The sequence below is a fragment of the Lederbergia lenta NBRC 16444 genome, assembly GCF_001591545.1.
GTDB lineage: Bacteria > Bacillota > Bacilli > Bacillales > Bacillaceae_C > Lederbergia > Lederbergia lenta.
This window is the reverse complement of sequence record NZ_BCVC01000001.1, coordinates 333,151-350,607: the sequence shown is the minus strand read 5'-3', so window position 1 is coordinate 350,607 and position 17,457 is coordinate 333,151. Positions and strand designations below refer to the sequence as shown.

Here is a 17,457-nt window from a genome sequence, read left to right as displayed (position 1 = left end):
TTCAGCACCCTTATGATTAACCGCTCTATGTTTTTTGCATTCTTCACGGTAATACAGGATAATTATTTTAGAGGAGGCGAGATATTAGTGAATAACTTTACATTTTGGAATCCGACTAAATTAATCTTTGGAAAAGATCAACTTGAACAATTAAAAATGGAATTGCCACAGTATGGAAAAAAGGTGTTGCTTGTATATGGCGGCGGTAGTATTAAAAAGAATGGTTTATACAATACAGTTTTACAATATTTAACTGAAATTGATGCGGAGGTCTTTGAATTAGCAGGTGTTGAACCAAACCCACGACTATCTACGGTTCGTAAAGGAGTAGAAATTTGCAAACAAAATGACATCGATTTTCTACTAGCTGTTGGTGGCGGCAGTGTCATCGACTGTACAAAAGCAATTGCTGCAGGCGCTAAATATGATGGCGATACATGGGATCTTGTGATAAAAAAGGCAAAAATAAATGATGCACTCCCTTTCGGAACTGTATTAACACTTGCAGCAACAGGTTCAGAAATGAACTCTGGCTCAGTCATTACAAATTGGGAAACAAATGAGAAACATGGCTGGGGCAGTCCATTCGTTTTTCCGAAATTCTCCATTTTAGACCCAGTTAATACTTATACGGTACCAAAAGATCAAACGATTTATGGTATTGTCGACATCATGTCGCATGTATTCGAACATTATTTTCATCAAACTGAAAATACACCATTACAAGATCGGATGTGTGAATCCGTCTTGCTCACAGTTATGGAAACCGCTCCAAAACTATTAAAAGATCTTACCAACTATGAACATCGAGAAACTATTTTATATAACGGTACAATGGCGTTAAACGGAATTCTCAATATGGGCTATCATGGTGACTGGGCAACCCATAATATAGAGCATGCCGTTTCCGCTGTATACGACATCCCACACGGTGGAGGGCTTGCCATTTTATTTCCAAACTGGATGAAACATAATCTAAATGTAAATCCAACTCGTTTCAAAAAGCTAGCCGTGAATGTATTTGGGATTGATCCAAATGGAAAAACAGCTAAAGAAGTTGGACTTGCTGGTATTGAGAAACTTCGTGAGTTTTGGAATAGTATTGGTGCCCCTTCACGTCTTGCGGATTATAATATTGACGATAGTAAACTTGAAATAATGACTGAAAAGGCAATGGTCAATGGAGAATTCGGTAATTTCACAAAACTGAATCACGAAGATGTAATGGCCATTTATACATCCTCACTTTAAAAATAAGAATAGCGGAAGCCCGTGTGGCGAATTTAGTCGAAGAACCTTGTTGACTTATCATAAGGTGTTTACCAAAGTTTGATAGCAGATAAGCGCTTGAGCTAGACAAAGAAAACCTAGGAAATCTCTCCTAGGTTTTTCTCTAAAAATTAAGTCATCTAAATTGGATGGGTTCCATCGTTTCAGTTATTGCTTCCATTTCATATCCATTATCATGATAATAGATTAGTAGCTTTTCGAGGTACTCGACAGTTGTCGGTTTCTCATGAAGCAAAACGACTAACGGTTGTTTACCTTCTAACGCTTCTGTTGCTTGAATAACCCTTTCAACATATTGCCCGTTTGTTAACTTCCAATCTGTCGAATCAATATTCCAGTCCCATAAAATATACTTCTTTGCGTCAGATGCCGCTTTAAATGCTGGGGTAATATAAGGCTTTGACCCATATGGAGCTCTTATTAATCGAGATTTTACGTTCGTAAGCTCTTCTATATATTGAAGGGCCATTTCCATTTCTCCCGCAAAGCTAGCTGGAGATCTATATACTTTTGAAACCTCATGTGACACTCCATGTGCAGCAACACTGTGCCCATCCTCGACCATTTGCTTTACTGGGTCTGGATAATGTTTTATATTTGGTTCAAGCATAAAAAATGTCGCTTTTGCGTTATACTTCTTTAAAAGTCTTAATATTTCTTCTGACACTGGATGTGGTCCATCATCAAATGTTAAATAAACTACTTTTCCCACTCTTAACCCTTGTGGCGTATTCGCTTGGTCTTCTACTTGTTCCTCCATTATTTGTTGACTAGGCGCCGTTTCCAACTCTTGCTCAGAATCTTGCACAATACCTTCTTTTTCCTCACCTGTATTCTTTGAAATTTCTTCCTGTTTAGGATTGGATTCCTTTTCCCCTAAAGCCTTATCATTGTTATCATTATGTACAGTAACATGTTCTATCTTCTTCGGATCTTTTTTCTCTATTTTCCATTCAGCCTGTTCTTGTTGATTTACCCTTGAAGAATCTTGGTTCTTAATAGCAAAAGCTTCATTATCCTTTTTCATTTCGATAGTAAAATAACATAAAGCTATCATAAAAATCATTATTGAACCTATGAAGATTTTCCCGTTTCGATTTAATTTTCTATTTTTCTTTACCCGTCTTTCCATTGAAGCTCCCCCTAGTAGTATCACTATCTATCATCATATACAAGAAACAAATAGAATTAGTTACAGCAAAGTTACAAAATACATACATAATTTGTTACTATTTGCCGCTTCATGTCAGATAGCGCAATACCCTTCCCTTCGAAGTATGTATATGATAACTATCTCGAAATCCGAGTTAGTTTAATGACTGAAATTGAAGTACTAAATAGACTTAGTAGAAATAACTACAAAAAAATCCCCTAAGCAACAATATCCGCTCTTTCACAGATACATGCCTAAGGGGATGTATTCATTATGAATATACTGCTACATTATCAAGTTCATGTGACTGACAACCATCGACAATTTCTTGTACTTCTGTGCCTTCTAACGTTTCCTTTTTCAACAAGGCTTCAACTAATTCTTGGTATTCTTTTTGGTGACCATTTATCATAAGCTCCGTTTTTTTCAAAGCTATTTGAAATAACTCTTGCATTTTCGTTTCACGTTCAGCTTTTTGGAAAGTCAGAGTAAATCCATCTTCCAACATACCTGTGTCAACCATTTGCTCTAAAATATTTTTCGCTTGTTGAACATCTCCACTTACACCAATACTATGCTCTCCCAGAAAAAGGCGTTCGGCAACACCACCAGCAAGAATCATACTTACTTGATCCAATAACTCACTTGTCGTTGTTAAATGAAGTTCCTTCTGAATAGGGGCAACATAGCCTAATGCTTGCCCACGTGGGATGATTGTTGCTTTTCTCACAGATCCTGGTTTCGTTAATGCCGCAATGAGAGCATGTCCAGCTTCATGAATAGCCACACGACGCTTAGTATCGGGATCGTTTAACGTTCTGGAAGTACTACCTAATATCGTACGATCGATCGCATAATCAAGATCTTTCATATCAACCACATCGCGTCCTTCTCTTACAGCTTTTCTACTCGCAGATTCAAATAATGAACTAAGCTCTGCACCTGAAAAACCAGATGTACTTTCCGCAAGTGTATTTAAAGATGCGAATACGGCCTCTGATAGACGCTTCCCTTTCGTATGAATATCGATTATTTCCTTTCTTCCTTGCGTATCTGGTAAAGGCACTTGGAAAGTAAAATCAATTCTTCCAGGTCGAAGGAATGCATCATCAAGCATGTCTTTCCGATTTGTGGCCGCAATGAATAAAATTCCTTCATTTTCATGACCGCCATCCAGCTGGACTAGAAGTTCTGTTAATGTTTTTTCCGCTTCTTCTCCTCCATGCGCTTTCCGCTTACCAGCAAGAGCGTCCACTTCATCGATAAATATTACAGCTGGCGACTGTTTTCTTGCATTTTCAAATAAACTGCGGATACGTGAAGCACCAACACCAACAAATAGTTCAGTAAATGCTGATCCACTTGCTGAATAAAATTTAGCGCCAATTTCTCGCGCTATTGCTTGAGCAAGTAATGTTTTTCCTGTACCAGGGGGTCCATATAATAAAATTCCTTTTGGTGCTTTAATCCCAATTTTAGCTGAACGCCCAGGGTCTTTAATTATTTCTAGAGTTTGCTGAATCTCTTCTTTCATTTCTGACGGAAGTCCGCCTATATCATTTAAAGTCACAGACGGGAGAGGAGTTTCTTTTGAAGTGCTTTGTTTCATTTTAGCTGCCCCTATGCCACCTTTTCGTTGAATGACAATTGCAGTGGCAATTAAAAGGATTAAGATTCCACCCATAAGCCAATTATTAAGAGTACTACCCTCAGAATATTTATAACTAATATTATATTTTTCAACTAGTTCTTCTACTAGTGGACTATTTGGTCGAAAATGTGAAACAAATTTTCCATCTGGCGTTTCTATATGCAAAGTCCCATTCGACATTTCTTTAAGGGTAACCAACTCACCATTTTGCGCTTGTATTGTTTTTTCTATGGCTGAAAACGGAATGACAGTCCCTTTATTGGCTGTCCAAACGGCCCATGCGACACATGCTACAATGACGATAAATCCAATGGCTAAAGGAACAATCTTCGCTGCAATTCTGGAATTTGTCTTCAATGTTCCATCTCCTTATAGAATATGAATCTAGTATACCATCCTTCATACACCCAGGTCATTAGACATATTATGACAAATTTACGAAATAGAGCTTTATATTAGGAAATTAGTACTGGATCTCTGTTAGACTTTTCGATAAATGTGAATGAAGTTTTTTTACAAGAATTGACCCTGGCTATGTAAGTGTTGCATAACCCTTTAAGAGGACAAAAAGTAAAAAAGCTAACCCTAGTGAGTTAGCTTTTTTTTAGTTATTCTTTTTTAGTTATTCTTTTTTAGTTATTCTTTTTCATCTAACACAGACCGCCAATCAAGAAGCCCCTTATCAAGTCCGCGAATTAAAATTTCCGCCGTCCCCATATTTGTTGCTAAAGGTACACCGTACACATCTGACAAGCGCATCAATGCAGAGACGTCCGGTTCATGCGGCTGTGCTGTCAATGGATCACGAAAAAAGAGTATCATATCCATCTCATTTTGAGCGATATACGCACCTATTTGTTGGTCCCCACCAAGTGGACCCGATTGGAATCGATGAACATCTAGGCCTGTTGCTTCCATGATCCGTAAGCCAGTTGTTCCAGTTGCAAATAATGTATGTTTATTTAAAATAGGTTTATATGCTATTGCAAATTGGATCATATCCTCTTTCTTCTTATCATGAGCGATTAAAGCGATGTTCATATTTTTTCCTCCCTTTAATGTGATTCTATTTTAAGCTGATCTGCATGACTCATCCATTCATATTGGTGTATCCTTACTTCTATTAGTGTTAATGGATCCCGAAATACTTCAGGAGTAGATTTCATTTTTTCTAAGTTTGATTGATTAATTTGCATTTCATCATATAGATCATCCACAGCTTGTTTCAATTCACTAAACGCCTCTCTGTAAAATAGATGCGTATCGCGAGCAATCGCCTTTTCAAATAATTCAAATTGGCGAAAGAACTTTATAGATATAGACTCTGTTGCTTCCTGGTAATTTTCATTTTCAATAAAACTTTTATAAGCATTTGCCAAAACTGCATTATTTTTTGGGATGACTCCAAATAATTTCCCAGCACCTTTTAATAATACTTGGGAAGGGGTTCTTCGTAAAATAATATTTTCTTTTTCCATATCGAAAGTGCTCGTCATCCGCCCAGCATCTCTTTGCCAATCATTAAGTATTTGAAAATCACATACAAGTCGCACCCGATCCTCACCTAACATAGTATTAAAGCTATTCTCCCACTCTGATAGGTGTTCTTGACTTATCGTAAGCTCTGTTTGCGCATAGGCGATCCAATCTTGGAGTGAGCTTATATAAATAGGCATGACATTATTCTGCAAATAGTGATTGATTCTCTTGTTCATTTCCTCATTTAAATCTAAGTGAATTCTCCTGAAATCACTATCTTCTTTTACGATCTCAGATGATTTTTTTAAAATGACTGGTATGTTCTTCGCTAAATCAGTCTGAATCTCTACTTTAATTGCTTGATATGCCTCTCGGATGATTCTTATCTTATCATCCTCCATATCCTGCAGTTGGTGAATAGATCCTTGAAGCTTCGACAAACTATCTTCTTCATGTTCAATTGTTTCAGCTAATTCCTGCTCTATTTTCACTTGTTGTTGTAGTAAGTGATTAAGAGCCTGTCTAATAAAAAATAATGCCTTTGAAGTCCTAGTCTGTTGCCAATTTTCCTTTTTCGTATTATCAAGAAGAAATTCCGCCAATGTATCCCATTCATTCACTTGATCCAACTCATTTGAATATGCAAGAAGCTGTGATTCAGGAAAATAGATGTGGATTCGTTTTTCCGTTTCAGTCACTAAATTACGGACTTCCTGGTCATCACCGCTTGTATATGACAACTTGAGGATGAAATCTATATGCATTTCAGGAAATTGTTCCTTAATCATAAGTAGCTTAGCCCGTTCATTATTTGTAAATGGTGCATTTTCGTTTAAGATAAATAATAGACGGTCGGCAAGCCTCATGGCCCCCGGTACTTCGTTTTGTTCAGCATTTTTCCAATTAAAATGCGGAAAATTCACGAACGCTAATTTATTTTTATCGAAAAAAGGATTGGAAATTGCAACATCAATAATCGTTTTTGGAGAAGTTGTAATTTCATCCAAGTCTAATTGCGAATTAACCGGAATAGTGCCAGTTTCTGTGATCCCTTGAACAGATGTATCAAAGCCATGTCTATATAGAATTGTCTCTGCATTTAGTTGAGACGGATTGAAATTATTCCCAACGATAGAAGCGATTAAACCAGTCTCTATCCTTTCAGAGTCCCCTCCTAAAAGGATACGTTGGGTATCCACATCCGCTATATTGTTAATCAACCATGTCAAAGTTTGATCTATTTCAAGTTGGTGATCATTGGCTTTTTCTTGAATCGCATTAAAAATGTCTAGGATTTCTAACATTATACTTTTATCATAGTAAGTATTTGCTAAAATAAACTCTGCCTTGCCAATATCCTCTTCCTCCATAGTACTAGGAAAGTTATCCGCCCATGCTAGAAGACTTGCGGATGCGTAAAAAGCATTTGATGATTCCGCTATTTTCATCCAAGATTTCAACATGTTAGGAATAACAGGCTCAAGCGTCGTTACATAATAATTCCCCTTCATTAACTCTATATAAGTCTTTTGAAATAGAACCGATAATCGCTGCATTGTGTACTCATGATTAAAATCTTGTTGGAGTATTAATTGGCTTATCTCTTTTATCCAAGATAAATAAGCGCCTTCTTCCTCATAACTTAACCAAAATTGAACAATAATTGTTTCGTATTCGTCCATATCCAACTCTGCCAACACGATCAAGCTTGGCATAAAATAAGCTGGTTTCATTGATTTAGTGTAACCTTTTTCAATGTACATATTTAAAACCTTAAACCATTGAAGTGACCTTGTTCTTGTCGCCTCATTTACAGCCAGTTCCACTGCACTATTCCAATCCTGTTGCTCTTCAAAGAAAGCGCGAGCTAATTTTGTCACATTAGGATAACCCGGATTTAAAATAACCGCATTTTTAATCATTTGATCTGCTTCTTCAATTCTTTGCATTGCTAAATATAAACCAAATAGTTGCAAAGTGATTTCTGTATTTAAATTTATTGAATCTGTTTTAATAGACTGATATAGATTTTCAGCTGTTTCTAATAAATCCAATTCGAAATAAGCATCCGCCATATTTTTCTTTGCCCATGGTTCCAACTCATTTTGAATGTTTTCCCATTTAAATATGGCTGTTTCAAAATCACTATTGTGAAAATATACTTCCCCTTGAGCAAATCGAATGTTTGAAAGCTCCGGTAAATCTTTTTTTGATTCGTTAAAGTACAAATCTCCTAATGCTTTAACCGGATATACCTTCTCATCTGCATCCTTTAATATTTTTTCATAATATATTTTTTGGATCAATGATTCTTCGTTTGCCATGTTGAACCACCATCTTTCTGATTTAATGACCTCTTACATCTTATTGATCAGCCGGATAAATCAGTCCCATTTGTTTTCTTGCTTCAGCAACAATCTGTGAAGTTATCATTGAATTTTCATAAGTATTCACAGACGATTCTAGCTTGCCAGCCTTGATCAAGTTAATGAATTCTTCCATTTCATAATACATCGTAGGATAAGTGATTTCTTCACTAATATTTTCTACCGATCCATCGCGATAACGGATTTCGACATTTTCAGGTGCAGAAATTTTGTCGATGACTAAACTACCTTCCTCCCCTTGTATTTCAGATGGTAGATAGGAATTCGTTATTTTTGAGTGCATGATGACAGCCTCAAATTGATCGTATTCCAGGATGAGACTTCCACCACCATCTACTCCAGATGCTAACATCGTTCCATTTGCTTTTACGCTATTTGGTTTTCCAAATAAAACTACAAGTGGATAAATACAATATACGCCAAGGTCCATCAGTGATCCATTGGAAAATTTCGGATTAAAAGCATTTAAAATAGTTCCTCCCCTATATGCATCATATCGAGATGAGTATTGACAATAGTTTGCAAAGTATCGTCTCACTTGACCAATTTTATGTAAATTTTGTTGCAGTGCAGTAAAGCTTGGAATAAGCGTTGTCTTTAATGCTTCCATTAACAATACCTTATTCTTTTTAGCTGAATCAATCATAGCTTCCAACTCTTTTGGATTAGATGCAATCGGCTTTTCACATAAAACATGTTTACCATTTTCAAGAAATACAATAGCTTGTTCAGCATGGTATGAATTCGGACTAGCAATGTAAACCGCATCTATGCTATCACTTTGGGCCATCTCTTCTATATTTGTAAAAACAGTATCCACATTGTACTTGTCAGCAAACTCCCGCCCCTTTTCTTCCGTTCTCGAGTAAACAGCACTTAATTGAAAGTCAGTTAAATTGGAAGCCGCTTCAATTAGAGAATCTGTAATCCAATTTGTTCCTATTACACCAAGTTTAATCAATGATATCTCCCTCTCCATAAAAATATAATTTCATTTAAAATAAAGGTAATTATTCTTACTATATTGTATTTTGACGAATCTTGCATTTATCACGCTAAAAAGAACGTAATAAAAGATATTTTTTACATTTTTAAATATAACTCTTTATATTAATAAAATGCTGTGGTAATATATTCTGTGTACTCATTTTCAATTAATTCAGAATAACAATAAAGGTAATGATGAAGAAGGTATAAAGAAGAATTTCAAGAGAATCGATGGTTGGTGAAAATCGATATTTTTTCTTTAAATACCCAGCACTTCTAAACTGGCCATTGGCCCGGCGCACGTCGTTATCAACTCGAGGCTATTTAGCTAAAAATAGCGAACGAGGGTGGCACCACGATACTACGTCCCTCATAACAAGGCGCACGCGCCTGTTATGGGGGCGTTTTCATTTTTAAAGAAGTATAATTTTTTCTATGAAAAATACTACACCAATCATACCACAGGAGGTAGGAAGCAATTATGTATAAAGTACTTGTAGCAGAAGCAATTAGTGACACAGGATTAAAAGCATTATATGATCACCCAAAATTCAAAGTGGATAAACTACCAGGATTATCACCGGAAGAACTAAAAAACATTATCGGTGATTATGATGCACTAATCGTTAGAAGTGCGACACAAGTAACGGAAGAAATTCTAGACAACGCGGGACAAATGCGCGTCGTAGCTCGCGCTGGTGTAGGTGTAGATAATATCGATGTTGCCGCAGCTACGAAAAACGGAATTATCGTTATTAACGCGCCTGGAGCAAATACAATTTCAGCTGCAGAGCTTACGATGGCAATGATGCTTTCACTTGCTCGAAGCATTCCACATGCACATGCTTCTACTTCTGTTGGGAAATGGGAACGTGGTTCTTTTAAAGGTGTTGAAATGTATGGTAAAACACTTGGTGTTGTTGGCATGGGTAAAATTGGCACAGAGGTGACTACTAGAGCTAAAAGCTTTGGTATGAAAATACTTGGATATGATCCGTATTTGACAGAAGATAGAGCAGGACAACTTGGTATTACAAAAGCATCTCTAGATGAAATAGCAAATGAAGCTGACTTTATTACTATTCACACGCCACTTATTAAGGAAACTAGAGGCATCATTAATGACAAATTTTTTGCTAAAACAAAACAAGGTGTGCGTATTGTTAATTGTGCTCGCGGTGGTATTATTGATGAAGCGGCTCTCGTTCGTGCCCTACAATCTGGGCAGGTTGCTGGAGCAGCATTGGACGTATTCGAAACTGAACCTTCAACTAACCATGAACTTTTAGGACATCCAAATGTAGTTGTGACACCACATTTAGGTGCATCAACTGTAGAGGCTCAAGAAAAAGTTGCTCATGAAGTAAGTGAAGAAATCATTGATATTTTCGAAACAGATTCCATTCGTCATGCAGTCAATATGCCGAAAATCTCTGGTGAAACACATAAAAAGCTACAACCATTTATTACCCTCGGCGAACAAATGGGTATGCTTGCTATCCAACTACTTAATGAAGCACCAGACAAAGTAGAAATCAATTATTATGGTGAGCTAGCTAAAGAAAACACAGACTTACTCACGCGTACAATGATTAAAGGTATCCTTTCTCATCATCTAGGCGACAGTGTAAATCTAATCAACTCACTACATCTATTAAAAGATCAAGGCGTTTCTTCAAATGTAGCGAAAAATCCAGTAAGTAAAGGATTCGCAAGCTATGTAGAACTTACTTTATATAAAGGCGATACTAAATCTAGTATCGGCGCAACAGTACTTAACGGTTATGGAGCACGTATCGTGAAGATGAATGATTACCGCGTAGACGTTCGTCCAGATAATTTATTATACATTAGACATCACGATATTCCTGGAATGATAGGACGCGTAGGGTCTACACTTGGAGACTTCGATATCAATATCGGGACAATGCAAGTTGGCCGTGCGGATGTTGGCGGAGATGCAATTATGATATTGACACTAGATAAGAAAGTAGAACAAAATGTCATAGAAGCACTTACTGAATTAAACGGTTTGGCTGGAGCACAATTTCTCGAACTGACAAATTAATTATTTTACTTGGAAGGACCGCCAGTAAGTGCGGTCCTTTTTCTGTCTCCATTTTTGGCGAATGGACAGTAAATTACACCTCACAGCTTGTAAGCCAGGGTGGCGGACAGTAAACCTTATGCCACCGCCAGTAAAATAAAAGCGACGGACAGTAAACTTCCCACGACGGCTAGTGAGGAATCCTTTCACATAGAAAAATCCAGGCGAATAATTAGATTTCGACTGGATCCTCTATATTTATTCTTTATTTAAAGACAAAACTAATTCTTTCACATCAAGCACACTATCAAGTATATATTCTACTTTCCGCTTTTCAAACTCCGAACGAGCATCTTTTCCAGATAAACCTGTAAGTACAGCAACAAACGTGCAACCCATCTCTTGTGCTGCCAATAGATCCGCGAGTGAATCGCCCACAATCATTGTTTCTTTGCCATTTGGTACTGGCATTGCCTCTTTTATACATTCCGTCGCGGTCTTCTTTTTACTAGATAGTGCTAGTACGTATGTATATGGATGTGGCTTTGCCAAAGCCGGCGCTTCAGGAAACTCACGCTCTGCAGCAAGTACATCGTCAGCAGTCACGATATTTTTGACATCGAAATGTTCTAGCCAATTTAAATATTTAAATGGTTCAATTGTCTCCAATTCAGGACGCCCAGTCCCAATGCCAATGGTTACTCCGTTTTCTTTTAACGTAGTAAAAAGAGTAGATATCTCCTGTGAATCGGCTAATATTTTTTCATCTGTTAAAAATCCCTTTTTTCCAGTTTGAACAGAAGGTCTTCCTGTAGAAGCTAATACATATCGGTCACCAACATACCATTCTTGAGAAACGTGCTCACATGTTGACCACAACTCTCCTTTTTTTCCAAATACAGTTGCATGAACGCCTAATCGCTCTTGCGCAAGTCGGTCCAAATGTGCAAATAATCCTGCTTTAGATGCTTCCGCTAATTCGAAATCAGTTAGCAAAGCTGCAAAATCTAGAGCAATATTTTTCCCTGTTAAAGCTGTAGCAATTTCTTGCAATACAGATCTGTCCATTTCATTTGTTACCCATTTTTCAATATTTAATTTTTCCGTTTCTTTCACTTGCTCTAAAAGTCGAATCAGCTGATACCCTACCGTCAAATAGATCATATCCCAGTTTGCATTCAATCCACATGATTTCAAATATTCTAATACACGATCCTGTTCAAAAACTTTCGCACGAATATGATCTATTTCCTCATCAGTAAAGTCCGTTTTATGTTTTTCAGGAGCAAGCCCCAAATAATTACTACTATTCAAGATCTCCCACACGGTCAATGCCGATGCATCAAAATAACGTTCTTCGCTTAATAAGACCCCGTCTACATCAAATAACACTGTTTTTATCATGTCTATCCCCTTTTCCATGTTGCTTCTTTCCTTTAGTGTACCACAGCAAAGTATGAATTTCCTGAAATACAGTGAATATTCCGAGACTAATCCTCATCTTTTATATCCATATCCTCCGGCAATGGCTCTGCTTGCCATTCTGCTAATTGCTTTTTATACTTTTCCAATTGCTCCAAGTGATCATTAAATTGTTCTTTATTGATTAAATAATTTTCACCATCGTGAAGAGCTCTTATTTTCCCTTGTTGAATAAGGTTTTCTATAAAAGCTACTGGAAACTGTAGATATTCCGCTGTTTCTTCCATTGTTAAATACATAATTTCACCCCTTCTTTTTCAACTTGTTTATCTTCTATCTATTATACTTCCTATATTCGCTTACTTGTCTATTATCTACTCCCTATTCATCCGTATTTTAAATTCACATACATATGTAAAAGCGAGAAAAACTACGAAAACATAAGATAATACTCTATGATTTACGCTTTCACAATCGTTGACCTCGCTTTCATTGTCGTTGTTCCCGTTTTCATCGAGGTTGAAGAAAAGCCTCTAAATATAGGATAATGATGGTACAGAAAAATAAGGAGGAATTTACATGAAAAAGTTTTTAAAATTAGTAGTTGAAAAAATTGAAGAGTATGGACAATACTTACCACATGATCATGTACCACCGACAGCAAAAAGATAATCTTCTAAATGCCTTTGTATCCTCCCCTTCTTAATACCACATCATTTTTCATTTTACAAAACTATCTTATCCGAATTTATAAGAGATAAAAATAAATATTCACTTGAAGCATTAATCTTTATGAGAGAGTAGGTAGTTTAATCACATTAGCTATCTATTTTCTCTTTTTTCTTTTTAAATAAAAAACACATCAATCTATCGATGTGTTTTCCCATATGTTTATAGTTTTTCTCCATTATTTCCTATTTCCAATCACTTTTTTGTACCAGTAGGAAGAGTGATTAAGTCAATTTGTACCCAAGACAAGTACCCCATTAAATCAGCCCTATCGCCAACTGCTATACGTATTATCAGGGTGGTTAGTGTACTCCCCCGAAAAACGAAGTCAATTTTCCAATATGCATTAAAGGTACTTTCTTCATTTTATGTGTATAACCCCGATAGAAAGTACCTTATCTTCACCGATAAAGTTCTTATACATATTTTTCATATAGCCGAAACAACGGCTATATGATACACTATAGTACGGTTTTCAAACTACGTGGTTCGCAACCATCCCACGCAAAAAAACTAGGGAGAGATTTATATTATGAAATTAAAAACACTTGTAATAAACAGTGTAATAGCTGCGTTATATTGTGCGATTTTTGCACTTATCGCCCCATTCGGATTCACTAACATCCAATTTCGTGTTTCTGAAGTGTTCAATCATCTTATTGTTTTTAATAAGAAGTATATTTTTGGAATCGTGGCTGGCGTGTTTCTAACAAACTTGTTCTCACCCCTAGGCTGGTTTGATTTAGTATTCGGTGTAAGCCAATCGATTATTGCCTTATCCATAACAATTTTTTCGGCGAGATTCATTAAAAGTATGAGAAATAGGATGATATTTAATACACTCATCTTTACCTTTACGATGTTTATTATCGCGTTTGAATTGAATCTTGCACTTGGATTTCCTTTTCTATTCACATGGTTAACTGTTGCAATTGGGGAATTTGTTGTTATGTCAGTCGGTATTCCACTGATGATTGCATTAAACAAACGTATCGATTTTGGAAAGCTAATTTAATTTATAAAACGGCCTAACTATAGCAGCATACTTAGGCCGTTTTTTATATAGATTAATAGGGACCTCTAATAAATGATTCTACGTTTTCTATATAAAATCTAGATATTTTATTCAATTCTATATCTGTAAAACGCTTCTCATTTAAAGCTTTTAAGTTTTCATCGATTTGCTCAATGTTTCTGAATCCTGGAATAATACAAGATATTTCTTTTTGATCAAGTATCCAACGCAAGGCAGCAGTTGCCATTGAATTTCTTCCTTCACTTATCCATTTTAACTGTTCTGACAGCCCCACTCCTTTTGCAAAACCAAGACCGGCAAAGGTTTCCCCTACATTAAATGATTCTCCATTCTCATTGAATTTGCGATGGTCGTCTTCCTCAAATATATGATCTTTCGTAAATTTACCAGTAAGTAAACCGCTAGCAAGTGGTAATCTGACAAGGATTCCAACATCTTTCTTATACGCTTCTGGCAAAAGTATTTCCAATGGTTTTTGACGGAAAATATTAAATATCACTTGCAATGTTTTTACATTTTCGTTTACCAAGCAAAGCAAACCTTCCTCGACTGTTTCAACACTTACACCATAATTCTTAATTTTTCCTTCTGCTTGCAGACGATCAAGCACTTCGAATACTGCTCCATCCTTTAATATATCAGTCGGTGGGCAATGAATTTGATATAAATCAAGTGCTTCACGGTTCAAGCGCTTCAAACTTGCTTCACAGTAAGTTCGAACAGCTTCATACGAATAATTTTCCTTAGATGCTATATCACCACTCCTACAAAACTTTGTAGCAATAAATATCTCATCTTCCTTCCCATTTGTCGCTTTGGCTAACAACTCTTCGCTATGACCATCACCATATACATCTGCAGTATCAAAAAAGTTAACTCCCTGATCTATCGCATAATCCAAAGCTTTCAATGATTCTTGATCATTCGTTTTCCCCCATGCTCCACCAATCGCCCAAGTCCCAAAGCTTACTTCACTTACGTTCATCCCTGTATTACCGAGTTTTCGATACTTCATTGTATAACCTCCATAATTTTCTTTTATTAAATGATAGCACTTACATACTAGTTTATCCACTGACTAAACAAAGTTTTTTGAATTTATTATATCTAAGCAACCAATAGGACCATAAAATAAAAAACGGCCTAAGATGCTACTGTTCATTACAGCAGTATACTAGACCGTTTTTCATTATTTACTAGCAAGCGGTACTTCTTTATTTAACACTTCGAAAAATTTGATAACGGTAAAATAGCTTAATCCTAAGTCACCGAAACCTTCTTTATATGCTGATACAATATCGACAGAGCATTTAAGCGGTTCCACTTGGTAAACAGAAATAACAATTTGATTCTGTCTCACCGTTCCCTTTTTTTCAATTAGCATTTCTCCACGATCGCTATCTACATGGGTAATGCTCCAGCCTTTCATCTTGTTATTCACAACGAATGTTATTTTCTCAAGCATAATGCGCTTACTTATTTTATAATAACGAGTTTTTAAATTTGGATCTTTGGCTCTATCACCTGTCTCAGTACTATTTTTCCAAAGACCAGTCAAGATTCTCATCATAGACATATTCTTTCCCCCCTCTATTCATTTCTCTCTGACATTATGTATATATAACTTCATTATATGACTTTTTACTAGTGTCTGTCCATGATGCTGAATGGAAATTTGTTTATTTCAATCAATTCGGTAAAAAAGATATATTTTTAATGGGTCCTCTATCTTGAATCGACAAAGTTCGCGATTTCTTCCTATGGCAGAATGCTGCACCTACTTCCTGTAGGTGCAGTTTGCACGTCGCTTAACGGGCGCTTCCGCTTATCTTTTATTAAGCTACAAAGAAGCGTGTTTTTTCTAGCCATCCTCTTGCTTTCCAACGTCTTAGCATTAGTATTCCACGTAGCCATTCGTCTGCGATAAAGGCGATCCAGACTCCTATGAGTCCCATTTCAAAATAGATACCGAGTATATAAGATAATGGAACGGAGACACCCCACATAGACATGATCCCAATATACACTGGAAATTTGACATCTCCAGCTGCTCTTAATGCATTTATTAAGACCATATTAAATGCACGTCCAGGTTCAAGTATAATAGATAAAATGATTAGGATACTTCCCGTTTGGATGATATCTTGATTAGTAGTAAATATGCCTAAAAGTCCTTTGGAAAATATAGAAGCGGCAATTGCCATAAAGAAAGCTATAATAATCGCTTTCCTTAAACTATCCAATCCTCTTTTATAAGCTTGCTCCAACTCTTTACCGCCAATCATATGACCAACGATAATTTGTGTTCCTTGTGCAATCGCCATACCAAACAACATTAAAAACATTGTCACGTTCTGTACGTATACTTTTGAAGTGAGCGCCTCGGTTCCAAGCATGGCAATGAAAAAAGTAATGACCATTTGCGATGCGTTATACGATAAATTCTCTCCCGCAGATGGAACCCCGATACGAAGCAAATTTTGAATATGTGCTTTTGGAATCCGCCATAGCATTTGAAATGGAAATTTCCCAGGAACACGTTTAAATAATATAATGATAGCCGCAATCAATCCGATAAACCGACTCACTGTAGTTGAGATAGCCACCCCTTCTACACCTAGTACTGGTATTCCAAACGGGCCAAATATGAATAAATAGTTCCCAATCACGTTGATAATGTTCATACCAATCGTTATATACATGATATCCTTTGTGAAACCATAGGAACGAACGATTGCTCCAATCGTCATAATAATTGCTTGAATAAAAGCAAATCCACCAACAATTTTCAAATAAATACCCGCTTCTTCATATAGTTCACTCGGTAAGTCCATTATTCCCAAAATTGGCTTATAAAAGAAAAAGACGAGTAAGCTAAGGGCTAACCCAAATATTAAATTGAGTGCAATGGAAACAACCGCTACTTCTTTCGCAGTACTATTCTTTTTCGCTCCAATATTTTGAGCAATTAAAACGGCTGTACCTGTGGAAATAAATCCAAACATGACAATCACAAGAGAGAGCAATTGATTCGATACACCAACAGCAGCAACAGATTGATCCGAGTATTGCGACAACATTAATGTATCAGCGTTTCCCATTAACATATGAAGAAGCAATTCAATAAATATCGGCCAAGTTAATGCAAATAGCGTTAATTTCTTTTTTGTTTCCTTACTCATCGTTCATACATCCCCTTTTGTTACGCTTTGCAATATTATTATTAAAAAAACATGAGCCGAAGCACCCAACCCTTGCATAATAGACAGGTAGCAT

Annotated in this window: 13 protein-coding genes and 1 riboswitch; of the genes, 3 read left to right on the top strand and 10 right to left on the bottom strand. The window is 36.5% G+C overall.

Annotated elements, in window-relative coordinates:
- Positions 1-87 precede the first annotated feature (87 nt).
- On the top strand, positions 88-1,251 hold the full coding sequence (locus tag BLE01S_RS01475; RefSeq protein WP_066136493.1) for an iron-containing alcohol dehydrogenase: 1,164 nt from the start codon (positions 88-90) through the stop codon (positions 1,249-1,251).
- Between the two features lie 154 nt (positions 1,252-1,405).
- Here BLE01S_RS01475 and BLE01S_RS21055 read toward each other — a convergent pair whose 3' ends face one another.
- The 5 genes from BLE01S_RS21055 to BLE01S_RS01450 form a co-directional block, all read right to left on the bottom strand.
- Positions 1,406-2,422, bottom strand: coding sequence for a polysaccharide deacetylase family protein (locus BLE01S_RS21055; RefSeq protein WP_066136490.1), 1,017 nt, complete (start codon positions 2,420-2,422; stop codon positions 1,406-1,408).
- Positions 2,423-2,714: 292 nt separating this feature from the next.
- Entirely contained in the window at positions 2,715-4,451 is a 1,737-nt protein-coding gene (locus BLE01S_RS01465) for an AAA family ATPase (protein WP_066136487.1), read from the bottom strand.
- 279 nt (positions 4,452-4,730) lie between these two features.
- Entirely contained in the window at positions 4,731-5,135 is a 405-nt protein-coding gene (gene mgsA, locus BLE01S_RS01460; protein WP_066136483.1) for a methylglyoxal synthase, read from the bottom strand.
- A gap of 14 nt (positions 5,136-5,149) precedes the next feature.
- On the bottom strand, positions 5,150-7,897 hold the full coding sequence (locus tag BLE01S_RS01455) for a tetratricopeptide repeat protein (RefSeq protein WP_066136477.1): 2,748 nt from the start codon (positions 7,895-7,897) through the stop codon (positions 5,150-5,152).
- A gap of 40 nt (positions 7,898-7,937) precedes the next feature.
- The gene (locus BLE01S_RS01450; RefSeq protein WP_066136474.1) at positions 7,938-8,921 is read right to left on the bottom strand and encodes a Gfo/Idh/MocA family protein; all 984 of its coding nucleotides are present in this window, start codon (positions 8,919-8,921) and stop codon (positions 7,938-7,940) included.
- 507 nt (positions 8,922-9,428) lie between these two features.
- Here BLE01S_RS01450 and serA point away from each other — a divergent pair.
- A complete protein-coding gene (serA, locus tag BLE01S_RS01445) occupies positions 9,429-11,015 on the top strand; it encodes a phosphoglycerate dehydrogenase (RefSeq protein ID WP_066136473.1) in 1,587 nt (528 codons plus the stop codon).
- 237 nt (positions 11,016-11,252) lie between these two features.
- Here the strand turns inward: serA and BLE01S_RS01440 are convergent, their stop codons facing one another.
- Positions 11,253-12,398 carry an HAD family hydrolase gene (locus BLE01S_RS01440; RefSeq protein ID WP_066136470.1) on the bottom strand — a complete coding sequence of 382 codons (1,146 nt, stop codon included), beginning with the start codon at positions 12,396-12,398 and terminating at the stop codon, positions 11,253-11,255.
- Between the two features lie 86 nt (positions 12,399-12,484).
- Entirely contained in the window at positions 12,485-12,715 is a 231-nt protein-coding gene (locus tag BLE01S_RS01435; protein ID WP_066136467.1) for an excisionase family DNA-binding protein, read from the bottom strand.
- A 908-nt stretch (positions 12,716-13,623) separates the two neighbouring features.
- Positions 13,624-13,668: riboswitch (PreQ1 riboswitch) on the top strand.
- Positions 13,669-13,677: 9 nt separating this feature from the next.
- Between BLE01S_RS01435 and BLE01S_RS01430 the strand changes: the two genes are divergently transcribed.
- On the top strand, positions 13,678-14,160 hold the full coding sequence (locus BLE01S_RS01430) for a QueT transporter family protein (RefSeq protein ID WP_066136463.1): 483 nt from the start codon (positions 13,678-13,680) through the stop codon (positions 14,158-14,160).
- A gap of 52 nt (positions 14,161-14,212) precedes the next feature.
- Here the strand turns inward: BLE01S_RS01430 and BLE01S_RS01425 are convergent, their stop codons facing one another.
- The 3 genes from BLE01S_RS01425 to BLE01S_RS01415 form a co-directional block, all read right to left on the bottom strand.
- Positions 14,213-15,196, bottom strand: a complete 984-nt coding sequence (locus tag BLE01S_RS01425) for an aldo/keto reductase (protein WP_066136460.1) — start codon at positions 15,194-15,196, stop codon at positions 14,213-14,215.
- Positions 15,197-15,370: 174 nt separating this feature from the next.
- Positions 15,371-15,757, bottom strand: a complete 387-nt coding sequence (locus tag BLE01S_RS01420; protein WP_066136457.1) for a hypothetical protein — start codon at positions 15,755-15,757, stop codon at positions 15,371-15,373.
- Between the two features lie 259 nt (positions 15,758-16,016).
- The gene (locus BLE01S_RS01415; RefSeq protein ID WP_066136455.1) at positions 16,017-17,363 is read right to left on the bottom strand and encodes an MATE family efflux transporter; all 1,347 of its coding nucleotides are present in this window, start codon (positions 17,361-17,363) and stop codon (positions 16,017-16,019) included.
- Positions 17,364-17,457 lie beyond the last annotated feature (94 nt).

Coding starts and splice junctions, on each gene's coding strand:
- BLE01S_RS21055 (WP_066136490.1), bottom strand. CDS start 2,422: ATGGAAAGACGGGTAAAGAAAAATAGAAAATTAAATCGAAACGGGAAA.
- mgsA (WP_066136483.1), bottom strand. CDS start 5,135: ATGAACATCGCTTTAATCGCTCATGATAAGAAGAAAGAGGATATGATC.
- BLE01S_RS01455 (WP_066136477.1), bottom strand. CDS start 7,897: ATGGCAAACGAAGAATCATTGATCCAAAAAATATATTATGAAAAAATA.
- serA (WP_066136473.1), top strand. CDS start 9,429: ATGTATAAAGTACTTGTAGCAGAAGCAATTAGTGACACAGGATTAAAA.
- BLE01S_RS01440 (WP_066136470.1), bottom strand. CDS start 12,398: ATGATAAAAACAGTGTTATTTGATGTAGACGGGGTCTTATTAAGCGAA.
- BLE01S_RS01435 (WP_066136467.1), bottom strand. CDS start 12,715: ATGTATTTAACAATGGAAGAAACAGCGGAATATCTACAGTTTCCAGTA.
- BLE01S_RS01430 (WP_066136463.1), top strand. CDS start 13,678: ATGAAATTAAAAACACTTGTAATAAACAGTGTAATAGCTGCGTTATAT.
- BLE01S_RS01425 (WP_066136460.1), bottom strand. CDS start 15,196: ATGAAGTATCGAAAACTCGGTAATACAGGGATGAACGTAAGTGAAGTA.
- BLE01S_RS01420 (WP_066136457.1), bottom strand. CDS start 15,757: ATGTCTATGATGAGAATCTTGACTGGTCTTTGGAAAAATAGTACTGAG.
- BLE01S_RS01415 (WP_066136455.1), bottom strand. CDS start 17,363: ATGAGTAAGGAAACAAAAAAGAAATTAACGCTATTTGCATTAACTTGG.